This is a genomic window from Sphingomonas sp. Leaf242 (assembly GCF_001422045.1).
In the GTDB taxonomy this organism is placed as follows: Bacteria; Pseudomonadota; Alphaproteobacteria; order Sphingomonadales; family Sphingomonadaceae; genus Sphingomonas.
In genome coordinates this window covers 160,012-182,849 of record NZ_LMLW01000012.1, presented here as the reverse complement: position 1 = coordinate 182,849, position 22,838 = coordinate 160,012, and the positions used below count along the sequence as shown (strand labels likewise).

At 62.8% G+C, this 22,838-nt stretch carries 15 protein-coding genes and 1 pseudogene; 7 read left to right on the top strand and 9 right to left on the bottom strand.

The window, feature by feature from the left end:
• Positions 1–36 precede the first annotated feature (36 nt).
• The 6 genes from ASF09_RS18235 (at position 37) to ASF09_RS18210 (ending at position 9,163) form a co-directional block, all read left to right on the top strand.
• Positions 37–1,272 carry an amino acid deaminase/aldolase gene (locus ASF09_RS18235; RefSeq protein WP_060527492.1) on the top strand — a complete coding sequence of 412 codons (1,236 nt, stop codon included), beginning with the start codon at positions 37–39 and terminating at the stop codon, positions 1,270–1,272.
• A gap of 70 nt (positions 1,273–1,342) precedes the next feature.
• Entirely contained in the window at positions 1,343–3,610 is a 2,268-nt protein-coding gene (locus ASF09_RS18230) for a TonB-dependent receptor (protein ID WP_060527491.1), read from the top strand.
• Positions 3,607–4,773 (top strand): MFS transporter, encoded by a 1,167-nt coding sequence (locus tag ASF09_RS18225; RefSeq protein WP_060527490.1) that lies wholly within the window; start codon positions 3,607–3,609, stop codon positions 4,771–4,773. Before ASF09_RS18230 ends, ASF09_RS18225 begins: the two co-directional genes overlap by 4 nt.
• The gene (locus tag ASF09_RS18220; protein ID WP_060527489.1) at positions 4,770–6,041 is read left to right on the top strand and encodes a D-arabinono-1,4-lactone oxidase; all 1,272 of its coding nucleotides are present in this window, start codon (positions 4,770–4,772) and stop codon (positions 6,039–6,041) included. Before ASF09_RS18225 ends, ASF09_RS18220 begins: the two co-directional genes overlap by 4 nt.
• Positions 6,042–6,141: 100 nt before the next feature.
• Entirely contained in the window at positions 6,142–6,729 is a 588-nt protein-coding gene (locus ASF09_RS18215; protein ID WP_162237259.1) for a TetR/AcrR family transcriptional regulator, read from the top strand.
• A 310-nt stretch (positions 6,730–7,039) separates the two neighbouring features.
• Positions 7,040–9,163 carry a TonB-dependent receptor gene (locus ASF09_RS18210; protein ID WP_082444445.1) on the top strand — a complete coding sequence of 708 codons (2,124 nt, stop codon included), beginning with the start codon at positions 7,040–7,042 and terminating at the stop codon, positions 9,161–9,163.
• Positions 9,164–9,458: 295 nt separating this feature from the next.
• Here the strand turns inward: ASF09_RS18210 and ASF09_RS18205 are convergent, their stop codons facing one another.
• Positions 9,459–10,379, bottom strand: coding sequence for an NAD(P)/FAD-dependent oxidoreductase (locus ASF09_RS18205; protein ID WP_060527487.1), 921 nt, complete (start codon positions 10,377–10,379; stop codon positions 9,459–9,461).
• 1,795 nt (positions 10,380–12,174) lie between these two features.
• On the opposite strand from ASF09_RS18205, the pseudogene ASF09_RS19885 reads away from it, so the two are divergent.
• A pseudogene (locus ASF09_RS19885) lies at positions 12,175–13,307 on the top strand (IS3 family transposase).
• 40 nt (positions 13,308–13,347) lie between these two features.
• On the opposite strand, the gene ASF09_RS18185 reads toward ASF09_RS19885, so the two are convergent.
• The 8 genes from ASF09_RS18185 to ASF09_RS18155 all read right to left on the bottom strand — a co-directional run bounded on the left by ASF09_RS18185 (position 13,348) and on the right by ASF09_RS18155 (position 22,681).
• Positions 13,348–14,679: a hypothetical protein gene (locus ASF09_RS18185; protein WP_060527485.1), complete on the bottom strand. Its 1,332-nt coding sequence runs from the start codon at positions 14,677–14,679 to the stop codon at positions 13,348–13,350.
• Entirely contained in the window at positions 14,676–15,158 is a 483-nt protein-coding gene (locus ASF09_RS18180) for a hypothetical protein (protein ID WP_156359426.1), read from the bottom strand. The genes ASF09_RS18185 and ASF09_RS18180 overlap by 4 nt, the downstream gene beginning before the upstream one ends.
• Before the next feature lie 659 nt (positions 15,159–15,817).
• Positions 15,818–17,353: a PIN domain-containing protein gene (locus ASF09_RS18175; protein ID WP_060527483.1), complete on the bottom strand. Its 1,536-nt coding sequence runs from the start codon at positions 17,351–17,353 to the stop codon at positions 15,818–15,820.
• A gap of 87 nt (positions 17,354–17,440) precedes the next feature.
• Positions 17,441–18,280, bottom strand: a complete 840-nt coding sequence (locus tag ASF09_RS18170) for a RusA family crossover junction endodeoxyribonuclease (RefSeq protein WP_060527482.1) — start codon at positions 18,278–18,280, stop codon at positions 17,441–17,443.
• Between the two features lie 75 nt (positions 18,281–18,355).
• Entirely contained in the window at positions 18,356–19,495 is a 1,140-nt protein-coding gene (locus ASF09_RS18165; protein ID WP_060527481.1) for a hypothetical protein, read from the bottom strand.
• Positions 19,496–19,704: 209 nt separating this feature from the next.
• Positions 19,705–19,854 (bottom strand): hypothetical protein, encoded by a 150-nt coding sequence (locus ASF09_RS20480; protein WP_156359425.1) that lies wholly within the window; start codon positions 19,852–19,854, stop codon positions 19,705–19,707.
• Positions 19,854–20,525: a hypothetical protein gene (locus ASF09_RS18160; protein WP_060527480.1), complete on the bottom strand. Its 672-nt coding sequence runs from the start codon at positions 20,523–20,525 to the stop codon at positions 19,854–19,856. Before ASF09_RS18160 ends, ASF09_RS20480 begins: the two co-directional genes overlap by 1 nt.
• 572 nt (positions 20,526–21,097) lie before the next feature.
• Complete coding sequence (locus ASF09_RS18155; protein ID WP_060527479.1) at positions 21,098–22,681, bottom strand: hypothetical protein; 1,584 nt, start codon at positions 22,679–22,681, stop codon at positions 21,098–21,100.
• Positions 22,682–22,838 lie beyond the last annotated feature (157 nt).

Sequence of the window (22,838 nt, the reverse complement as noted above, 5' to 3'; positions counted from 1 at the left end):
GCCAAAGAGGTCGATGACACGAGGGAGAGGATTGCTATGGACGACCGCGACAGGTTCGCGCCGGCAGCGGCTGGTGCGCCGACGTCCGATCCTTATCGGCGCTATGCGAATGCGCTGGGCACGGTGCGTCTGCCCGCAGCGTTCGTCGATCTCGACGCGCTCGACCGCAATGGCGACCGTCTGTGCATGCGGGCGCGCGGCATGCCCGTTCGGCTCGTCACCAAGTCGATCCGGTCGGTGGGCGTGCTTCGCTATCTGCTCGACCGGTTCCCCTATCTGCAAGGGTTGCTGTGTTTTTCGCCGGCGGAGGCAGCCTGGCTTGCATCGCAAGGGTTCGACGATCTCGTCGTCGCCTATCCTACGGTCGAGCCGAGCGAGATCGCGCGCGTCGCGGCGGCGGTGCAGGGCGGCGCGTCGATCACGCTTATGGTCGACGATGCCGCGCAGCTCGACGTCATCGATCGCTGTGCGGCGGCGGCGGGAACCTCGCTCGCGGTCGCGATCGACATGGATGCCTCGACCAGTTTCCCCGGCCTGCGCTTCGGCGTCTATCGGTCGCCGGTCGCGACCGCGAAGGCGGCGCTCGCGCTGGCCGACGCCATCGCCCGGCGACGCCATCTGCGGCTCGACGGCGTGATGGGCTATGAGGGCCAAATCGCCGGGCTCAACGACGCGGTGCCCGGCCAGCGGGTGCGCAACCGCATCATCCGGACGCTCAAGGCGCGCTCGATCCGCGACGTGCACCGGCGGCGCGGCGCGATCGTTGCGGCACTGACGGCGGCGGGGCATCGCCTGCGGTTCGTCAATGGCGGCGGCACCGGCAGCTTCGAAAGCACCGCGCGCGATCCGAGCGTCACCGAGCTGGCGGCGGGGTCGGGCTTCTACCTGCCGGGGCTGTTCGACCATTATGCGGTCACGTTGGGCGAGCCCGCGGCGGGCTTCGCACTGCCGGTGACGCGGCGCCCGGCACCCGGGATCGTGACCTGTGCGGGCGGTGGCTATCCCGCGTCCGGTCCGATCGGCCCCGACCGTCTTCCCAAGCCGTGGCTGCCGACCGGCGCCACGTTGATCGACAACGAGGGCGGCGGCGAGGTGCAGACACCGGTGCGGCTCGGCACCGCCGACGCGCTGCCGCTCGGTGCGCCGGTCTTTTTCCGTCATGCCAAGGCGGGGGAGCTGTGCGAGCGGTTCGACACGCTGCTGCTCGTTCGCGGCGATGACATCGTCGACCGCGTCGCGACGTATCGCGGCGACGGGCAATGCTTCTTCTGACCTGCAACGACAGGCGGGCCGTCGACCGGACCCGCGAGGACCGACGCCAACGCAAAAAAAGGGGATGACGATGAAACGGTCTATCTTGCACCATAGTGTGGTCCTCATCGCGCTCGTCCTATCGGCGGAGGCGCAAGCGCAGCAGGCCGCGACCGGCCAGCCTTCCAAGCCTCCGCCGACGGCTGGGGACGGCGATATCGTCGTGACGGCCCAGCGCCGGTCCGAACGCCTCCAGGACGTGCCGATCGCGGTCACCGCGATCACCGGCGACGACCTGCGCGAACGCCGGATCGCCGACGTGCTCGACCTGTCGGGACGTGTTCCCGGCCTTCAAATCCGCTCGGCGGACAATGGCGCCAACCCGCGCATCTTCATCCGCGGCGTCGGCCTCAACGACTTCAACCCGGCGACGGCGAGCGCGGTCGGCATCTACGTCAACGGCGTCTACGTCGCCTCGACGCTGGCGCAGCGCGACGCGTTCTTCGATCTGGGCCAGGTCGAGGTACTGCGCGGCCCGCAGGGAACGCTGTACGGCCGCAACACCACCGGCGGCGCGATCAACGTCACCACGCGCCAGCCGGGCAACACGCCCGAAGCCGACCTGTCGCTCGATTACGGCCGGTTCAACGCGGTGACGCTGCAGGGCGGGATCAGCGCGCCGGTCGCGACCGACCTGGCGGCGGTTCGCATCGCCGGTCTGTATCAGCGCGACGACGGGTATATGCGCAACACGCTGACCAGCAACCGCGGCAACAACGTCGACCGCTGGGCCTTGCGCAGCAGCGTCCATCTGACGCCGTCGAGCACGGTGACCGACGATCTCACTGTCAATGCCAGCCGTTCGACCGGTGGATCGCTCCAGGCCTATGCGCGCACGCTGATCCCGCAGACCGCGGCGGCGACGGGTGCCGATGGCTTGTGCACGCCCGCTTTCTACACCTCGGGCCAGTGCACCAACATCCTGGGTTACGCCAACACCAGCCGCAATCTGTACGAAGGGGCCTATCGCTTCGAAGGGCGCGACCGGGTCAGCCTGTTCGGCACCGGCAACACGCTGTCGATCGATCTCGGGCCGGTCAGCCTGATCGCGGTGACCGGGTTCCAGCATGCCAGCCGCAACGATCAGGAGGATACCGACGCCAGCCCGGTACCGGTCGTCGCCGCGTCCTACATCACCCGGCAGGACACGGTCAGCCAGGAGCTTCGCGTGCAGTCCAACGGCCACGACCGGATGCGCTATGTCGCCGGCGTGTATTATGCGCATGACCTGATCCGCAACGCGTCGTCGCTCGACGTGCTGCCGGTATTGCGCGCGCCGACGCCCGACAATCCGAGCGGGGTCGACCTCGTCGCGGGGATCGGCGACTTCGCGTGGCCGTCGCGGCAGGTGACGAACAGCTATGCCGGCTTCGGGCAGCTCGATTTCGACCTTACGCCGCGGCTGACGCTGACCGGCGGGCTGCGCTATTCCGCCGATCGCAAGCGTTTCGACTATCGCGCGGAGGCCGCCGGCGGAACGATCCCGTTGTTTACCTATGCCGACGCCAAGACGTTCGGCTCGTGGTCGGGGCGCGCCGGGCTGCAATATCGCTTCAGCGACGCCGCCAACGTCTATGCGAGCTACAATCGCGGCACCAAGAGCGGCGGCTTCTTCAGCGGCTTCGCGCAGGCCCCCTCGCTGATCGGACCCTACAAGGACGAGACGGTCGACGCCTATGAAGTCGGTGCCAAGACGCAGTGGCTCGACCGACGGTTGGGGCTCAACGTGTCGGCCTTCTATTACGATTACGAGGATTTGCAGGTCTACACGTCGGTGGTCCAGGGGCTGATCACCACGCAGCTCTTCACCAACGCCTCGGCCGCGCGGATCTACGGTGCCGAACTCGAACTGACCGCGCGACCGGTCGATGGCCTCAACCTCAGCGCGTCGACCTCGTTGCTCAGCGCGACGTATCGCGACTTCATCTCGCAGGGTGCCGACTATTCAGGCAACCGACTGCCCTCGGCGCCCAAGGTCAGCATGCAGGGAAGCGCCGAGTATCGCAAACCGATCGGGACCGGCGCGATCGTCGCACGCGCGGATGTCTCCTATCGCAGCAAGGTGTTCTTCGACACGTCCAACGACGCGCGGCTGACCGATCGCGCGCGCGCCTTCGTCGACGGGCGGATCGGCTGGCAGTTCGCCAAGGATCGCTACGAGGTCGCGCTGTGGGTCCGCAACGTCTTCGACGTACCGGTCATCTCGGACATCACGCCATTGCCTGCGCTGGGCTTCGATGCGGTCGTCGTCGGACGGCCGCGGACCTTTGGTCTGTCGTTGCGGGCGAACTATCGATGATCGCGCCGAATACGGCCCGTTCGGCCTATATCGCTGCGTTCGTCGTCGGCGTGTACGGCGTCCTCATGGCGGGCCTTGCCCCGTTGCTGCTCGGCACGCTGGTCGCGGAGGGGCATCTGACCGCGGCGCAGCTCGGGCTCGCCGCCACCGCCGAGCTGGTGACGATGGGGCTCGCTGCGGGCGCTGCGGGGTTCCTGACCGAACGCGTCGCGCCGCGCATGCTCGCCTTGGCCAGCGTGGTGGCGATCATCGTGCTCGACGTCGCGACCGCCAGCGCGACCGGCGGCACGGTAATCCTGCTGCGCGCGCTGGCCGGCGCGCCTAGCGGCATGCTGGTCGGCATCGTCACCGCGATGATCGTCCGATCGGCGCAACCCGCGCGCCAGGCCGGGATGTATCTGACGATCCAGACGGTCGCACAGCTGGCCTGCGCGGCGTTGATCAGCGGCCTGGTCGCACAGCATCACGGCGCGGCAACGGGGTTCTTCGCGATCGCCGCGCTCGGCGTGCCGGTCGCGATCGTCGCGATGGGGACGCCGGTGCGGCTGGCGCCGTTCGCGGCAAACCACGGCATGGGACTGCCCGATATCCGGGGGTGGCTCGCGCTCGCGGCTGCGTTCTGCTTCTTCGCCGGCATCCTCGGCATCTGGATCTATATCGAGCCGCTCGCGCATCAGGCCGGACTTTCGTCCGGCACCGGCGGCCTTGCGGTGGTGCTCGCGCTTGCCGGACAGGTCGCGGGCGGTGTCCTGGGCGCGGCCACGGTCCAGCGCTGGCCGTGCCGCGTCATGCTGATCGGCGCGACCGCGGCGCTGATCGTCGCAGCGGCGATATTCGCGACGTTGCCCGGTCAGACCGTATTCCTGGCGACCGCGATCGGCTTCGGGATGCTGTGGGCATTCGCGAGCCCGTATTTCACCCGGCTGCTGATCGATGTCGACCCGACGCACCGTGCCGCGATGCTCGGGTCGGCGGCCCTGCTGCTGGGGTGCGCGACCGGTCCGAGCGTCGCGGCGCTGAGCGTCAGCGATGGCGATGTCCGTGGTTGCCTCACGCTCGGCACCGGGCTGCTCATCGTCACCGGCGGCATCGTGCTGCTGCTTCCCCTACTCCGGCGCGTGGGGTCCCCTGCGTTTGCCGTGCAATCGAAAGACCGATCATGACCGAGTGGACCAACTGGTCGGGCAGCGTCGTCGCGCGCCCCGCCACGATCGCGCGTCCGCGTGGGCTCGACGAACTGGCCAAGGTCGTCACGGGGGCGCGGCAGCTGCGGATGGTCGGGGCCGGCCATTCCTTCATGCCGCTGTGCCAGACCGAGGGTACGCTGCTGTCGCTCGCCGATCTCGAAGGCGGGATCGAAGTCGCCGCCGATCGCCGGTCGGTCTGGGCCCCCGCGGGCTGGAGCCTCGCACGACTGACCGACGCGCTTTGGGCGGAGGGGCTGTCGCTCTACAACCAGGGCGACGTCAATCCGCAGTCGCTCGCGGGCGCCGCCGGCACCGGCACGCACGGGACCGGCGAGACGCTCGGCAGCATCTCGACGCAGGTGACCGGCGTCCGCCTGATGCGCGCCGACGGCACGCTCGTCACCTGCGACGCGCAGACCGAGCCCGCGCTGTTCCAGGCGCAGCGCCTTGGTCTCGGCCTGCTCGGCGTCGTGGTCGCGATGCGGCTCGCGGTGCTGCCCGCCTATCACCTCGAGGAACGCGTCGAACGCTGGCCGCTCGACACGGTGCTCGACCGGTTCGACGAACTGACCGCGGCGTCGCGGCATATGGAGTTCTGGGTGTTTCCCTACGCCGACTACGTGATCCTCAAGCGGCTGCATCCGGTCGAACCCGAAGGTCCCTATCGCCATGCCAACGACGTCAACGAGGGGGCTTTCCGCCTGGCGTGCAACATCTCGCGCCGCGTGCCGGGACTCATCCCCAAGCTGCAGCGCGGGATGATGCAGGCGATCGGGGGGCCCAAACGGCGTGTCGGCCCGGCCTATCGAATTTTCGCGCAGGAGCGGACGGTGCGCTTCGAGGAGATGGAATACGAGGTGCCGCGTGCCGACGGGCTGGCGACGCTGCGCGAGGCGCTCCGCTATGTCCGTCAGGCACGGCTGCCGCTCGCCTTCCCGTTCGAGGTCCGTACCGTCGCTGCCGACAATATCTGGCTGAGCCCGTTCCACGCCGGGCCGTGCCTGTCGATCTCGGTGCATCAATATGCCGGCATGCCGTGGCAGAAGGCGTTCGCGGCGCTCGAGACGATATTGCGCGATGCCGGCGGTCGTCCGCATTGGGCGAAGCGTCACACGCTCGATTCCACGGCGGCGCATGCGCTGTATCCCCGGCTGTCCGACTTCCTGACCGTGCGTCGCGACGTCGATCCGGAGGGCAAGTTCGTCAATCGCTTCTTCGACCAGCTGTTCGCGATCGGCGGGTGAGGGAGCGATCGGTCAACGCCGGTTTGCGTTTGGCAACGGGGTGAGCCAGAGCGGCGGCGTTATGGTCGAACCCCGCCGTCTACCCATGCAGGAGCGCAGCATGCGCCGCCGCGAGGCGATCCTCGTCGCGGCGCAGGACCTGCTCGTCACCGAAAACCCCGAGGACCTCGCGATGCGCGAAGTCGCGCGCCGCGCCGAGATCTCGATCGGCTCGCTCTATCAATATTTCCCGTCGAAGCCGGCGATCCTGCGCGCGCTGGTACTGCGCAACCTCGACAAGGTCGGCGCGCTGCTGCGGACCGAGGTGCATGCGCTGCTCGAGGATCATGGCGGGCGCCCGACGATCGCCCAGGCGGTCGACCGGATCATCGACGCGTATGTCAGCCATTACCGCAGCCATCCCGAGGCGATCGCGGTGTGGGCCGGCGCGCAGGCCGATCTCGAACTGCGTCGGCTCGACGTGATCGATACGCGCGCGACCGCCGATTTCATGGTCGCGCCGATGATGATCCTGCTGTCGTCGTCCGACCGCGACAAGATCCTGTCAGCGGCGTTGCTTATCACCGAGCTCGCCGGCCATGCGATACGGCTGGCGATCGCGCTCGAACCGCCGCTGACCGACCGGATCGTCGCGCAATTCAAGACGATGGTGATCGCCGTCCTCGAAGCCAATCGCGAGTTGAATTAGGGCTGCGAACTACCAGCTTGCCACATACGGCGCGTGCGGGATCGAGTTTGGTCGCGCCGCCCTGCGAGGGGCGCTCCGTGAAATGGCGATGTCGTCGAGCAGGCGAAGTCGCGCCGGTCGTTCGCGCTCCGGTCACGGACAGCGCCAACCCTGCCAACCTGGGCGCGCAGGCTTCCGCACACCACCCTCATCATTCTTCATGATCGCGTCACCATAGTTTCATCTTGCGCCACTCTCTCCGCCGTTTATGAGACGATGTATCGTAACGCGAAAGCCTGAGAGCTTTGCGTTTCTGCATGAGATTGGAACAATGGTGGTCAGGGCAGTGTCGAACGCCGCGCAGTATTCGGAGCGAACGCGCTCGTCACGCCGGAGCCGCGTCGCGCGTGCCGCTCTCTGCGCGATGGCCTGTTCGGGGACGCCGGCGTTTGCGCAGGATGCGGGGCAGGGGCGAGGTCCGACGGTGGACGACATCGTCGTGCTCGGCCAGCGTCGCCTCGATCGCACCAGCGGATCGGACATCGTCACCGAGCGGATGTCGCAGGCCAGCATCGCGCTCGATCGCAGTATTCTGGACGACTACGGCGTGCGCCGCCTGGCCGACGCCCTGGAGCTGGTCAGCGGTATCTCGCAGCAGAACAATCTCGGCGGCCTGCGTGACAATTACGCGATCCGCGGTTTCCTCGGCACGCCCGACACGGGGGCCGAGTATTTCGTCGACGGCTTCCTCGCCAATCGTGGCTTCGGACCGCCGCGGGACCCCGCCAACGTCGAGCGGATCGAGGTGCTCAAGGGGCCGGTGGGTGCCGTGTTCGGATCGGTCGATCCGGCGGGTGTGATCAACGTGGTCACCAAGAAGCCGCGATTTCGGAACGGCGGCAACCTGACGGCGAGCGGGGGCTCGTTCGGCACCTATCGGCTCGAAGGCGATGTCGAATCGGCGCTGTCCTCGACGTTCGCGATCCGCCTGGTCGGCGCGATCGAGAACAGCGACGGCTTTCGCGATCATGTCGATCTCCGGCGGCGCCTGTTCGCACCATCGGTAAGCTGGCGGCCGATGGACGGCACCACGCTGACGTACCAGGGCGAATATATTCAATTCCGCGCGCCGTTCGACCGCGGCATCCCGGCGATCAACGGGAATAGCGAGGCCGTCCCGCGCGATCGCTTTCTCGGAGAACCCGGCGACGGGCGCGTATCCTCCAGCAATTGGCGACACGAACTGACGCTGGAGCAAAGTCTGGGCGGGAGCTGGACCTTCGTCGGCGGCACGGCCTATCGCGACGCTCGAATCCGGGGCTTCTCCAGCGAAGCGTCGACGCTGCTGGCGGATGGAACGGTTCGCCGTCAGCGCCGCCTTCGCGACTGGAACCTGACAGACTGGTCGGGGCGGGCGGAAATCCGTGGCACCGTCACGGCCTTCGGTACGCATCGACCAAGCGTGGGCGTGACGCTCTACGATCTCGACTTCGACACGTTCCAGACGCGCTTCCGGCCGACCGCTGCCCGGCCTTACCCGATCGCCGTCTTCGACCCGGTCTACGGGGGCGTCGCCGGGCCGCTGACGCCGTTCACCGCGACCAATGAACGCCGGAAAGCCGTTGCCGTCTACGGTCAGGATATGTGGGACCTGACCGACTCGCTTAGCGTGGTCGGAGGCCTGCGCTACGAGCACCTCGACCAGCGCATCGACAATCGACTGTCCGGGCAGCTGAGCCGTCTGGAACGTGATCCGGTCGAGTTTCGCGCGGGCATTCGCTACCGTCCCGATCCCCGGTTCGCCTTCCATGCGAACTGGGGCGAGGGCTCGCGCGCCAACTCGAGCGTCGGACGACTGGGCGACGCGTTCGCGCCCGAAACCGGCCGTGGCTACGAAGTCGGCGCCAAGCTGGTCCTGGCATCGCTGCGGGTTGGGGCCAGCTGGTTCGATGTTTCCAAGCGCAACATCCTCGCGACCGACCCGGCCGACGTGAACTTCCTCGCGACGGTGGGACGGATCAGGTCGCGCGGCGTCGAACTCGATGGCGAAGTCGATCTGGCGCCACGCGTGCGGCTGATCGGGAACTACGCCTTCACCGACGCTGCTGCCCGCGATCCCGCATTCCCCAGCGCCGACGTGCTCAATGTGCCGCGCCACGCCGGCACGCTGCAACTGTTCGCGACGGTTCCTCTCGCCGCCCGCGAGCTCGCTCTGAGTGCGGGCGGGACCTATGTCGGCGCGCGTGCCGCGGCGCTCGATGGCGGCAACCTGCGACTGCCAAGCTATGTGAAGGCCAAGGCGAGCATCGCGTATCCCCTGACCAAAAGGCTGACCGCCCGCGTCGAGGTCGACAACATCCTCGACCAGACCTACGCGCAGAGCAGTTACAGCGCGCTGTGGATTTCACCTGGGGCGCCTCGATCGGTCCTGTTCTCGCTGGCGGCACGGCTTTGAGAGCTGGCCAGCGTTAATCGCTCGAGAACAGCAGCCGCGCTTGGCTGACGATAGATTCCAGTTGTGCGCCGCCTGTTAGATCGCGTCCGCGGTCAGGTTTGCGCCGATCCACGCCGTCACGTCGGGGACCGGAATGGCAAGCGCTCCAAAGTCGCTGTCTCCCGAATTGATCGTATTTGGAACGCCAGCGGAGCTTGCCTGCTATCCGAACGCATCCGGGCCGTCATCCAGGCTTTGACTAGTCATGAATTAACGACCCAACCATTCGGCAGCCGCATCGGTTTTCAAGGACAAGTCATCTCGCAGGTCCGACGAACGCCGCGAGTTGTTGCCCGGACAGCCAGGCGGCTTCGATCCGCGGACCGAGCAGCCAGTCGCCGCAGGCGCCCAGCCGGATCTCCGCGTTCCAGAACGCACCGCGCGCCGACGTCCCAGTCTTCGCATACCGCCAGCGGTGGACACTGGTCGCGATGATGGTGGGGGACCCGGCGCCGATGTGATCCGCGAACGCCGCGAGAAGCGCCTGCGCGATCATGTCCGGCTCGTCTTCGAGGTGCGCACGCGACCAGCCGGCACTGGCCTGTAGCACCCAGGCCTCCGGTCCGGTCCGTCCCGGCTTGGCCGAGTTGCGGACGGCGGTTCCGATGATCCCGATATCCGCAAGTCGATCGCAAGCGGTCGGCACCGGGCCATCGAACGCTGCCATGACGGTCCAGCACGGATCGGAAACCGCGGCGCGAGCCGCATCGGCCAACGCACCGTCATGGTCCGCGACCAGGGGCGGGACCTGCTCCGCCGGCACCGCGACGATCGCCGCGTCGAACCGCTCGTCGCCGATCCGCCATCCACCGTCATGGCAGAGACCGGCGATGGCGGTGTTCCATCGAACATCGCACTCGGCCGCCATCGCGCGGATCGGTGCGTTCATCGCGGGTGTTCCGACCCACGCGTCGGGCCCTGCGGGCGACCAGCGCGCGACGTGGCCGCCGTGCGCCCAGCGGTCGACCTGCGCCACGAACGCGGGATCGCGCGCCGTCAGATATTGCGCGCCGTGATCGAACGCCGCCTCGCCCAGCGGTGTATCAACCCGGCGCGTCGACATCCTGCCACCCGGCCCGCGGCCCTTGTCGAACAGGACCGGGTCATGACCCTGGCCGCGTAGCGCGTGCGCGCAGGACAGGCCTGCCATTCCCGCACCGATGATTCCGATCCGCATGATACCCCCGTGCCGGCATGCAGCAACCGAACGTGCCGCTGACCGGACACCCTCAAACGCGATGCGTGTCGATTGGAGCCGGACGAGTGCATATTTTCGGTGATGTACCAGGCCACCGGCCAGACTATGTTGCCTTGGCCTCGGACCCTTAGCCTTAAACATCGCCGCGACCGAAGATGATCTGGTTCCGCGCGACAGGGTCGAACAGGGGTAAAGAAACGGCGGGCTGCCACCGCTCACCGCATCGAGCGTGCCACTCCGGTGTAGGTGAAGGATGACTGCGGCGACATTGTTCGTCACCTGTTCGAGCCGGCTTACGCTCGCACCGCTAGCCGCTCCGACGATCAGCGTCGCGAACCCATCGCGGATTACGAGAAGCTTTATCCATCATCCGCAGCGGACTGCGCCTACCTAGCAGAAGGCGTATTTGGCCAACATAGTCTGGGAAATGAAACCATGAGACACGCTCGTTTCATCCACTAGTCGTTGCTTGAAAAAGCGCCAATGGTGACCCCTACGGGAGGGTTCTCCGACTAGAGAAACCCGCGGAAATCCGTGCTTTCTCTTCGTGGAGATTAGCCGTTCTGTGCCAGTTTCCTGTCCCAGCGCGGTCGATCGATAAGCGTGATGTAGGGTGACGGCTTGCAAATTGGAACACTGATACGCGTGGCCGGTGTGATGAATTTGCTGAGCGCAGTTTGCCATTTTGCTGGTACCCGTCAGCTGGCTCAAGCAATCCGCCAGCGCGAGCCGCGGCGAGGCGTGACTGTGCTGGGTCTCCGATCGGTGTTGTTGCACGCTAGTCCCGGCCGATCTTTAGTATCGGCTTATCGGCACGCCGTCTGCGGATGATCTTGACCGCTAGATCCGCGGTCGAGTGATGAATGCGCTCGGCATCGATGAACAAGTTTTCAGATGGTGGGGCCGTCTCACGAAATCAGTATCGTAGCGTCCAATCGAATCGAAGCGCCAAACTTCTGGGACGCGAGCCATAGTCTCCAATCGCCATGAGGGTAGATTATGAGGGCAGTCAGGGTAGAGGGGGCGGCGCTGCTGACGAGGCAAACACTAATCACCGCAAGCAGGGCGTCTACCGTCTTCAAGAGACGGCGAACCAGCGCCTCATGGGGGGTAGTTGTCCGCGCGAGCGTTTCAATTTTTTGCCGGAATATCGGTATATGAAAGAGCGGATCACCCTCTGGCTATGGCCCATCACGGCGTTCTCCGGCGTGTCATGATTCACAAACTGTCTGATAGCGGTCGGCATGGTGATTATGGTTAGCAGAAACTGCTCAGAACGCGTCACGGGGTCACAAACCGCTCTGGTACGTTAGGCATTGATAGGTATTTCGAGACTTGCAAGGAGACTGACCGAACAGCTGGGACAAGCGCGTTTGGGCGCTGTTTCATTATTCTTCGGAGCTTGGGTCAGGCCTCATTAAAATATCACTCGCCTTCCGGAGCACGCATTTCGGCGCGTGGAGGACCCCGAAGCCGTCAGGCGAAGGCACGTCAGAGCGGCGTCCGAAAACGCCGTTACCCGCCATCCGCGGGCGCTGGTCCAGAGGCCAGCCGTCGGCGCAGCCGAAAAGCATGTAAAAGTCGGGCTTCCCCCCACTTTTACGGTATTGCGCCCAACTTTCTGTTAGGTTCGAAGAAGCGTCTTCGGATTTCATTTGTTAGGAGAAAAATGGGAGCGTGTTAGGGTCAATACGCTTCCTTGTTAGGCTCGGAATTGAATTGCCCCTAGATTTCTGGAAGCCTTCAATCCTGATTTTGAGGGCAGGAGGCGACGATGGGGAGGCCCAATTTCAGCGATGAGTTCAAGGGTGACGCGGTGGTGCAGATCACGGAGCGGGGTTACCCGGTAGCGGAGGTTTCGCAGCGCCCCGGCGTCAGCCCGCACTCGCTGTATGCGTGGAAGAAGCAGTTTGCGAAGGTGGCGTCGGGCGATGCCAATAAGGACGCCAAGATCCGCCAGCTGAAGCGCGAGTTGACTCGGGTGACCGAGGACCGAGACATCTTAAAAGGAGCCACCGCGTATTTTCGCCAGGCATGCCAAGTAAGATTCGCCTTTGTCGCGGAGCATCAGAACCAGTTTGGCGTCCGCGCAATGTGCCGCTGCCTGGCGATCCAGCCCAGCGGTTTCTATGCCTGGCGCAAAGCGCCGCTGAGCCGCTGAGCGCAAGAAGATGCTCGGCAGATTGCATTGATCCGGCAGGCCTGGAGCGACAGCGGCAAGGTTTATGGGTATCGCAAGTTGCACGACGATCTGCTCGATCAGGGCGAGGCCTGTTGTCCCCATCGCGTTGCCCGCCTGACCATTAAGGCGCAGATCGGCTACAAGCGGCGTCCAGGCAGGTCAGGAGGAAGGCCTTCGGCCGTTGCTGCCAACACTTTGGATCGCCAGTTCGACGTGCCGCAGGGCTAACAGAGCCTGGGTGACGGACATCACTTATATCCGCACGATGGAGGGCTTCGCCTATCTGGCGGTCGTACTCGACCTCTACTCCCGTCGCGTGGTGGGATGGTCGTTGCAAAGTAGTCAGACAACCGAATGTAGTTTTGCAGGCCCTGCACATGGCGGTCTGGCGGCGTAAGCCGAAGAACCGCGTGCTGATCCATTCGGATCAGGGTTCGCAGTTCACCAGTATAGACTGGTCTGCCTTCACCCGGGCCCACAATCTGGAACACTCCATGAGTTGGCGGGGAAACTGCCACGCTAACGCCGTCCCTAAGAGCTTCTTCAATCTTTTTAAGCGTGAGCGCATCCGGTGACGCACCTATAAAACGCGCGAAGAAGCCCGGCGGGACGTGTTCGATTACATCGAGATATTTTACAACCCGATCCGTAAGCATGTCAGGAACGGGGTGCTGTCGCCCGTCGAGTTCGAACGGCAGCAGGCTTTGACGGCTCAAGGCGTCTAGAAAACTAGGGGCTATTCACCTGGTAACCACGAGTAATAGGTCAATCGATATCAAAGGCCGAGATGCCCTCGTTGGCCATAGCTCGTATCCATAGGTCTGCATTGGGGTCCTGTCCGAACACTGTGGCACCCAGCGGACCCCATAGCTCTCGCGCTCGCCACTGTTCGGGCGGCTGTAAGCTGTAAAAACAAGCGGCGATTTCAAAAAAACTATAGTGTTCTAGTGGCGTATCAGGTGGCGGTGGTCCGCTATGAAGGACGAAATTGGTGATACTTTTAAACAGTGCAGATGCGACGTGATCAGCGCGTTCCACACCTACAATTTGTGGCCAGCGGATCATCGACCTTGCCCATGGGAGGACGCGGGACAATCTATGCTTTGACGGCACATTCCGAGCCAAGGATGGCATGAGAAACGCCGCTAGTTTGAGTTGCCTTTCAAGGGTTTGCGGATCAGCCGATTTCCAATCGAAATTCAGATAAGCTGTCGCCTCCGTTATATCGTCATCAATATGACTATACTCGATCCGATCGGCCATTTTACTTAGTAAATTATTGATCATAATGTCCGAAGAATTTGCCAGCGGGCCGCCCGCTCTCTCGAATGAGGCGATGCTTTCTTTGACAATGTCTAGCTTGGCCTGCTCACGGTCCGCAAAAAACGCTTCGATATTAGTAGCGGTAGGAAGAGTGGTGTTGATCTCGTCGTTCGTTCGCTCTGCGACGGACCTAGAGGCAAAATCCTTCACGACACCGGCTACTGCTTGCCCGATCGCCGCCAGGAAAGATTCGTCGTTGGCCAGTGCATCGATCCTGCGCTGATCGGATTTGGGCAGGCGATCCACCGCCATCATCACCGGCCATGCAGGGCCTAGGGCGAGCTTGGAAGCGGTCGCCTTCTTTAGCTCTCTGATTAGAAGAGTGACAATCAGAATGCTCAACTCGCTCCGCTTGGCGAGACTGGGTGTCGACGACGCGGTAGAAGTATTCGCTGTGTTGCGAGAGTCCGCGAGCATCCGCTGCAGGAAGACTCCAGGGCTACCTTTTGTCTTCCCGGCCCCAGCATACGTCACGGGTTTGAACGCCGCAAAGCCGCCCGCTGCAGCTTCAATCCAGGCTTCGGCTACCGGCTCTGACCCAACGAGGGCGGAGGCAAGCGCGGATATGAGCTGAGCTCGTCCGAATGATGGATCACCTTCCAATTTAGCTTTGGTGCCAGCGCTCAATCTTCCTTCATCGGTGACCAGTCCCTTTGCGATGCGTAGCGACATGTCTTCAGCGCTGATTACTAATCTGCCGTTACTGTCGCGCAATTCCAGCAATCGCGTCAGAAGGGAAAGGTGCTCAGGCGTAAGCAATTGATCCAAACTCACGCCGCCTCTCCCGTGTCTCGACGGGCGCGCAAGATTTCGGCGATTGCCTGCAGTTGATCATCCGTCGCCGTTGCCCAATGATGGCGAGAGATTCGATGTTCGGAGTAGAGCCTATTTATGGCTTGAACTGTTTCGGGATAGACGTTGTTTTTTTCGAAATATTCGCGATCCTCCTTAATTTGTCTCTTAAGTTCTTCGGTGCGAGCTAGCTCGGCCGTGGCCATATTGAGCTTGAGAGCGGTCTCGATTACTTGTGGCATGTCGGCGACGAGAAGCTTGCGGTATTCAAGAATTTGCTTGTTCAACGTGGTCGCGCGCTCGTCGGGGTAGGTCGTGCGTAGATTAGCATTCTGGAGGCGGCGACGTGCGTTGTCCCAGGTGGGACCACGCCTTAGACCTGCTCGCTCCTCAAGGAGTTGCGCAACTACATTGCCGAACCCCTCGTGGTCATCTTTGAAATTGGTGGCAATCGCGGCCACCAACTTATCTGAAAGGTTTAACGAATCAGACAGCCACGACTGAGGGCCTGCCACAGACGGTTCTGTCGGCAGATTGTTAGTCTCATCGCGAGTGCGTGAGACGAACTCGTCGCATGACGACGAGGGCATCTCGGACCGGTGGGAGGCGCACTCTGCCGCACCAACGGGATCTTTAGTATACGTCATCGATTTCTCGCAGTCGCCGCTGACCGATCCCCGCCTTTACGTTTCGACGCGAAGGCGGAGATCAGCCAGCGCTAGTTCCCAAATGCGTCGATTCGACAATGTGAAAGCACACACCGTGCCACTAATGTGTTTTCCCGGTAGGTTTACGTCAAGAGGTAATTGATCGCGGGTTACCCGACTGCTCCCAGGGTAATTCTGGTGGAAACCGGAATGGCTGCTTTCGGGCGTTGGACCGTGGTGAACCGCCGCTCGTTTAGAAAGCGGCACAGGGGGACCCTCACTTCAAGGGGCGGTCTCTCGGTCCAAGTAGATGAAGAAACAGGGGGCAGGTCACCGCGCGCACGCTGCCGCGCCATCTGGTCGCCGCTGGGGGCCATCGCAAGCACATGGATCGCTATTTACAGTTTCCCACGTCGCGACTGTATCAGCTAATACGCGGCGTACTCGTGTTCATGTAGAAATCCTCGTTCACGCTAGAGCCGGCCATGGCCGCCAACGGCTCGCGCCAGCACCGCAATAAGCGATTGAGCCCGTACCAGCGTATCGCCGTCGGTCACCGTAATACGCACTGGCAGGCGAACAAGTGCGGGATCGGAAAGGTTCGAGGCATGGACCGAGAGTTCGATTGCCCCTGAACAGGGTTCCAATCCATCGGGACTAATCGCCAGCTTGGATACCACTTCATCCTGACCGTGGCGCCACGAAGCACATTCCAGTTGCATTTGGTCCACCCAGCCATCGCGGCCCTCGCGCCAGTAGAAGGCATCGCTGTCACGCGGCTTTGGCGCGGAGAACGTCGGCAGATGAAGCGGGTGGTGGACCATGCGACCGATCGCATCCGCGCCAAATGCCGATCGCCGGCCGAGTGCGCCCATCGTTCGCGTTCGGCCCCGCGGCGGATTTGGTGGCAACGGCAATGCATAAGGGGCTGTAACTGGCGCCGATTTATCGCCATCATCGTCCTCCCCAGCAGGCACATCCTCATCCCTGATGGCAAAGTTCCCCCTGCCGACCATACTCAACAATGTATCCTGCGCCGGGCGCGTGCCCTTATTAGCAGCGACCGCAAGCACCCATGGCGGCTCGGAGCGCGCCTGAAGCGTGTTGTGCAACGAGCCGAGCGCGGTGCGCACTTCCTCAAGCCAGTCGGGATATTTCTGGGTCCGATAGTCCTCGATTTCTTCCTCTGTTGCTGGCTCGTAGACCGTGCGGGGTTGGAGCGACGCGAGATGGCCGAAGCGCTGCGTCGCGCCAATCCCTCGCAACGCATCGGTCGCGCGCGGCTTCAGGGGTTCAAATGAACTCGCCGGCGGGCAGAAATTCGCCACTTCCGTCATCAGCGCATCGGTCTCAATGGAGGTGAGTGCCGGCCAACGAACGATCTCCGCTTCGAACGTAGAGAGAACCGCGCCATCCATTCCGACGAAGGACAGCGCCACCTGCGGTTCGGCGGCCTTGAGCCGTCGGTTTTCAGCCGCAAGCCGAAGATTTTCCTTCGACGCCTCATCGGGTTCAGCGTCGCGAAGCCAATCATCGTCGATCAGCAGGACCGGCAAACCGAACTCCTCGGCGGTCGTGGCGCAGATTGTGTCGTCGGTCAGAAGCAGGATGTCCTGCCCATCGGCTTGCAGGTGCAGCGCATAATTAATCAGCGCTTGGTCGGCATGACCTAGGTCCAGACCGTCAACAACAGCGGTGGTGACCTTGCGCAGTTCGACCCGCTTGGTGACAGCGGGTCCTGATCGCCGCACCATTGCTGTGCGGTCAGGCTCTTTCAGCAACCCCCGGACATCGCTGCTGAGGGCCCGCGCGACCTTGTTGGGTCGGCCCGTCTGGACCTTGAGCTTATCCAGCTCGCGAATAACCGGCGGGATGAGCACGATCTCGATCGGATCCCGGCCTAGGACGTGCCAAGGCTGGTCGACCAGCGAGCGGCCGTGCACGAGCACGTTGGCGTCCGGAACAACCCGGAGCAGTTCGCCTTCTATTCGATCCGGTGAGTCGTCCATTGCAACAATATAGGGGCAACAGGTCAAAGGTGAACGCCTTTACCGCAGGGGCGCGATGCCCTTGGCGTTACAAACTTCGGCCGCGACTCAGCCGAAACTGGCGAGCACGGCAATGAATTTGTCGTGCGCGGCGCGCGCGTCTTTCAGTATTTTCTCGATTGCGGCGAACGCTTCGCCATTCTCAGCAAGCCATCGCTGCCGTTCGGCTTGCCAGGCGCGACGGCCGTGCATCTCAAACCCATCCTCGATCCGACTGCGATGGAAGCCGCGGGCAATTGACGTGACATAGCGGCCCTGTTGATAGGCCCGCAGCCGGTCGGCACCCCCTTTCCGCAACTCGGCGCGCGCGCGCGTTTTGGTCGAACTCATCAGCTCCATGATCGAGAGTCCGGCATAATGGTTGAAGTCCGAGGTCGGGGCCGCACCGCCCTCGCTCCACAGCCGTCGGCCATGCGGGTACCACAGGCCGTCTGGCATCTCGTAAAACACCTGCGGTTTTAGCACGAATTCGTCGGGCGAGCCCTTTGTTTCCACGGTGAAGGATGGGCTGCCATATCCATCGATCCAATGGATCGCGAGCGACTGGACCTGGGTATCGTCGATCATGATCCCGTTGGGTCCCTTGAGACCGTCTAGGATCGACTTGGCGTAATTATCGAGATCCGCGGTCTCGTCGGTCTCGAGGACCGTCTGGACATCAACATGCAGCGTGATCGAGAGGTGAATCTCGTTTGAATAAAGCCACTGGTTGGTGAGTTCGGCCTGGATCGCTGCCCTGAAATCGCCGCGCTGCGCCGCGCCATTGCCATACGGCACCGGTGCGAAATCGAACCGGTGCTGCCATTCTCCGAACATCGGGTTGAGGCCTACATTCGCGCCCGCGCGTTCGCGCCGCAACTGTCCATCAAACGGCATCTCGTCGGTCATCCGCGCAGTCCTTCAATCTAGTTGGCTGGGTGGGCCGACGCAGCAGCTGCCCACGTGGCCGGTAGGGACCACTGGTCAACGGCCCGTTCGAATCCGCAGCGCGTCCGGTCCCTGGGTTTCGGCGAGTGCGATCAGCTGCCGAAATCCCTGGTCGTTAGCGAGCATATCCATGCACAGCTTCGCCATGAATGACGGGCGAAGCCCTTCCGCCAGCAGCGGCGCCCAGCTGAAATGTGCGATTTCCCCCGCGCGAACGGCATTGTAATGCGCGCCGAAATGCTCGCCGTAGAAGGTCGCCAGAATGTTGGCGGCGCGATCGACCGGCGCCGGATGCGAAGGCGTGGCTTCGGGGAAGGCAAGCTCGAGAATCTCGAAGAATTCGCAAATCGACGAGATGCGGTTTTTCTCGGTGGCAATGGCGATCTGGCGGTCGAGCTCAGGATCCGAAGGCGGCGGCAGGTCGGCGATCGAGCGCTTGATGACGAGTGCGAACCCGAACATATCGGCAAGATATTCCGATCGATGGACATCCGATCCAAAGCTTTCGTGCAGGCCTTTGGCAAGCGTGCCCTTGAGCATGAAATCGGAGAGCAGATGGCCGATCTCATGCGCGACGATGAAGGTCTCCTGGATGTTGAGCATGACGTTGACCACCGCTGCTCGATCATAATTGAGCATGAGCAACGGCCCGCGCGGTTCGCCCTCGCGGAAGTTTGTAACGATTTCATCGCGCATGGCTCGCAGCAGCTCGGGCGTCAGCGCTTCGGCAGGATAGCGATTGCAATATTCAATCACGCTTGGGTCGCGCTCGACAAAGATGAATTTCTTGATCTTGTTGAGGAACGTCATCAGCGAGGTGGTGACGATCACGACGTAATTGCCGTCGCCCGAAAAATAGACGGCGCCTTCGATCGCGAAAGATGGAACGCCACGCACACGGACATGGTCCGCGCAAAATTCCTGCAGCGCCTTGGGGGCATGAGCGAGCAGATCGGCATAAAAGCCGTGCACCAGCTCGACCAGACCGTCGCCGCGATTGACTTGGTCAAGGCGAGTCGGATCGACCGGGACACCGTAGCGGGCATGGCGCGCCAGCATCAGGTCACGCACCCCCATCGAATCGGTATCGTCGATGAGCACGGGTGCAAATTGCGCGGCAATCCTGTCGGCGAACGCGTCGGCCGCTTCAAAGTCCGATTCAGATTCAGCCGGCATAGGTGGATCCGTTCTGCGTGTGATAAGCAGCACCGCGGAGCTCGGATGGGGCAGGGCAAGACGCAGGCACCAGCCTAGAATGACCGACGTCACCACACGGCACAACCGGGGGATTGCTGGCGCGGGGTCGGAGCCTGAGCCAAGCCGCGCGGTCAGTCTGGCTGAATCGTTTTCCCCGGCAAGCTAGGGCTGTCCAGCGAGATCGCGCTTCAGTCGCTGAAAACCGAGGCGAATACACCCGGCACCTCGGCCATCGCCTGGAAGTGATCGACTTTGCTTGGCTCGCCAAAGGTCTCCTCAACAGAGGCGGCATAGGCCTCCCAGTCCGTTAGCACAGAGTGACGGACGGTCGGCGGCATCAGCCGTTGCCGAGCTGCAGATGGTCCGCGTCGCTGACTTTGATCTTTTCGATCAGTTGATAGGTGTCGCCACCCGCACCCTTAATCATGCCAATGATTTCGAGCCTTTTAAGCGCATTGCTCAACTTGGCCTGCGTGAAACCGGCATTGCCGTAGATCGCTTCGACATCGCCGATCCGCTGGGAGAGTGATTTGGCATCGACGAGGCGGAACGAGTTCTCCACGCGCGACTCTCGCCAAGCCAGATCGAGGGTGGTGGCTTCATCGAGGCTGAGCGAACTGACGAGCGGTTTCAATCGACCAGTCAGCGCCAGCAGGATGGCCAGCAGGGCACTAGCGCCCGCCCAAGCCGGCAAGGTTCCGGCGGCGACCAGCCCAGCGAGCGTCGACCCGCTGGTTAGAATCGTGCCGCCCAGCCCCGCCGCGCCGAGCCGGTCGCGTGTTAGGTTGCCGAGCTTGACGCTGTAGAACCGCTGCTCCTTGAACTTCATATAGCCGAAGCCCATCCGGCCTTCGCCGCCCGAGCTGACATATTCTTCGGTCCGTTCGGTCCGGATTGTCAAAAGCGCCGCGACTCCCGCTCTGAGGGGATCCAGCTGCGCGTCATCGAGGCCGGCAGCGTTGATCTCCGCATATTCAGTCAGCAGCAATGTCAGGTCGTCGTGATTCATCGCGTTCCTCCCGCCCCCGGTCTAACCGTAGATGCGACTAGGGAAAACGGTTGCTGATCCCGCAGCTGCTCCATGGCGCCGGGTCAAGGACCATCGGCCGGGATGTCGGGCGCAGCCGACAGGCTGCCGTTGGTGTCGGTGAGTGCTCGTCCCGTGAGAGCAGAAGCTCCGCCAGGATCGCAAAGGCGACTGAACCACCTCAACGTCCCTATGCACGGAACGGGTACGTACCATTTTAATCTTGTGAGCGAACTTCCGGCTTCGAGCAGCGATCGGCGAAGTCGGAGCGCCCGCAACTGGGTCGTCGCGCTTCGCCAATCTGATGGCGGGTGTCGACCAACTCAAGACGTACGGCTTAGTTGATCCGGACGTCGGATGGTGCTGTGACCTGCCATTGCGCTCGCGCAAAGCCGACGAATGGCTTGGTTAGCGGGGTCTTGCCGGTTGCCGTTCCAGCGGCGACAACGATTTTGGCTCGCGTGGCAATGCCCTGGCGCAGAACGGCCGCCTGCAGCCGAGCAACCGCACTGAGCGGATGAGTTGCGGTGGTTGGCGGCCGCGCTGCAGTAGCGTCATTCAGGTAAGAGTTCGATTAGATTTGGTCCGAAGACGCTGTCGATGCCGGTATATCGACGGGCGTCGCGTACGAATTTGGCGATCGCCTTATCGTCGTTCCTGATTTTGCGGGTGAGTTCGAGATGCATCGGCCCGGTCACCCATGAGATCGCATCAATTTCCACAGCCGTAGTTGCGCGGGTGCGGGCTGCGAAGGCGATGAGATGGTCCCCCATTGCGACCTTGTTCACGTATAGAAGTTCGTAGCTGCTATCGGGCGTGGCGCATGTCGGCAGCGGGCTGGTGAAGGTGAACCCCGAGAGTTTGTCAGGGTCAAGTTTCATCGTCCGGATGGTCTTAAGGTCGGGAGCGGCCGCCAGCAGCTCGTCAGATGTTAGTTTCGTGCCCGGCGCCTGTGCGGCCGCCAAGACCCATTCCGCCGCCTCGGCCAGATCCGCCATGCGATCATGGCGATCGGCCTCCGCCAAATCCGGCGTTGGATCCGTGCCACCCTCGAGTGGTGGCGGGCCGCCGGGCTTTTTGGTCTTGATCTCTATGACGAGAGCATCGCGGATGCACCAGGCGCCGAAGCGGTAAAATGTTGCCCAATCGGCCGCTGGTGCTCGGAGGTTGGCGAAGTCTTCCATCGCCGCGAAGAGAAGTCCGCCACCCTCATTTCCGTTCACATCGACACGGATCCTGAGCAGGCCGGTGCGGCACTCGAAGATAATCCGTTCGGGACCGGTAACAGTGCCAGGAACTCGAAAAAACTCTCCTTTCATCTCGAGCTTTTTGCCGTCCGGGCGGGTCGCGATGATCATGCAGCGGTCGGTCGGCCTTGGTGCGACTTTAAGTGTTTCCCAAGCGCTGTCCTTCTCGGGAGGCGGAAACGGAGATTCGATTGTGATATCGAACCGATTTTCAACCTGAGCGATATCCGCGACCTGAAGCGATCCAAGTCCAAGGAAGCCGTCGATCAGTTCGTCTTGGGTATTGGCTGTGACCGTCGTGCGAAACTGAATGCCCCCCTTTTTATAGCCAAGGCGCGCCAGTTGGCGCCGCTTCATGGTGGCATATGCGGCCATACCCTCTGGGCTGCAGGCTTCCATAGCGCACTTGAGAGCCGCGCCGGTAACAGAGGGAAGAAGCTTTCCCCATTTCGTGGTCGTAGGTTCGAACGTAACCTCGCTCGGCCGCTTCCCTTCGAAACGTGCTTGGCGCAGACGTTTGAGGACCTCGAAAAGAAACGGCCCTTCGACATGGATGATGTGGGCCTTGATGATCTCTAAAGTCGGATCATCGACCTCAAACACGATGATGAAAGCGGGCCGTGCGTCCTTGGCGATATATTCGAACGTGCTCAGGTTGATCGATATCGTGCCGTTGCCCGACCAGACGGTCTTGGCCTGAATGTGACATGCAAGCGGCTCGGGCCGGCTGTCGGCAGGAGCTGTCTCGTCGAGTGGCCACGTCACCACCGAGTCCCAACCGACGCGATCGCGATCGGGACTATTTGGTTTTAGGCGGGCGTCGAGCAGAAGCTCTGCGAGCCTCTTCTCTCCCTTGGCGCCAAGTTCATCGGAATCTAGTGGGCGAGTCATCGAGCCGATCTATCCACGCGTGCGAAACTTCCGCAAGTCCTCGAATCCACGTCTGAAGTTGCAGCCGCTTAATATCTGTGTACGCTGCCGAATAGGATCTTGGCGGGAGAAAGGGCGATCGGTGAGCAGATGGCCTGATTTGATCGCGGCCCGATGT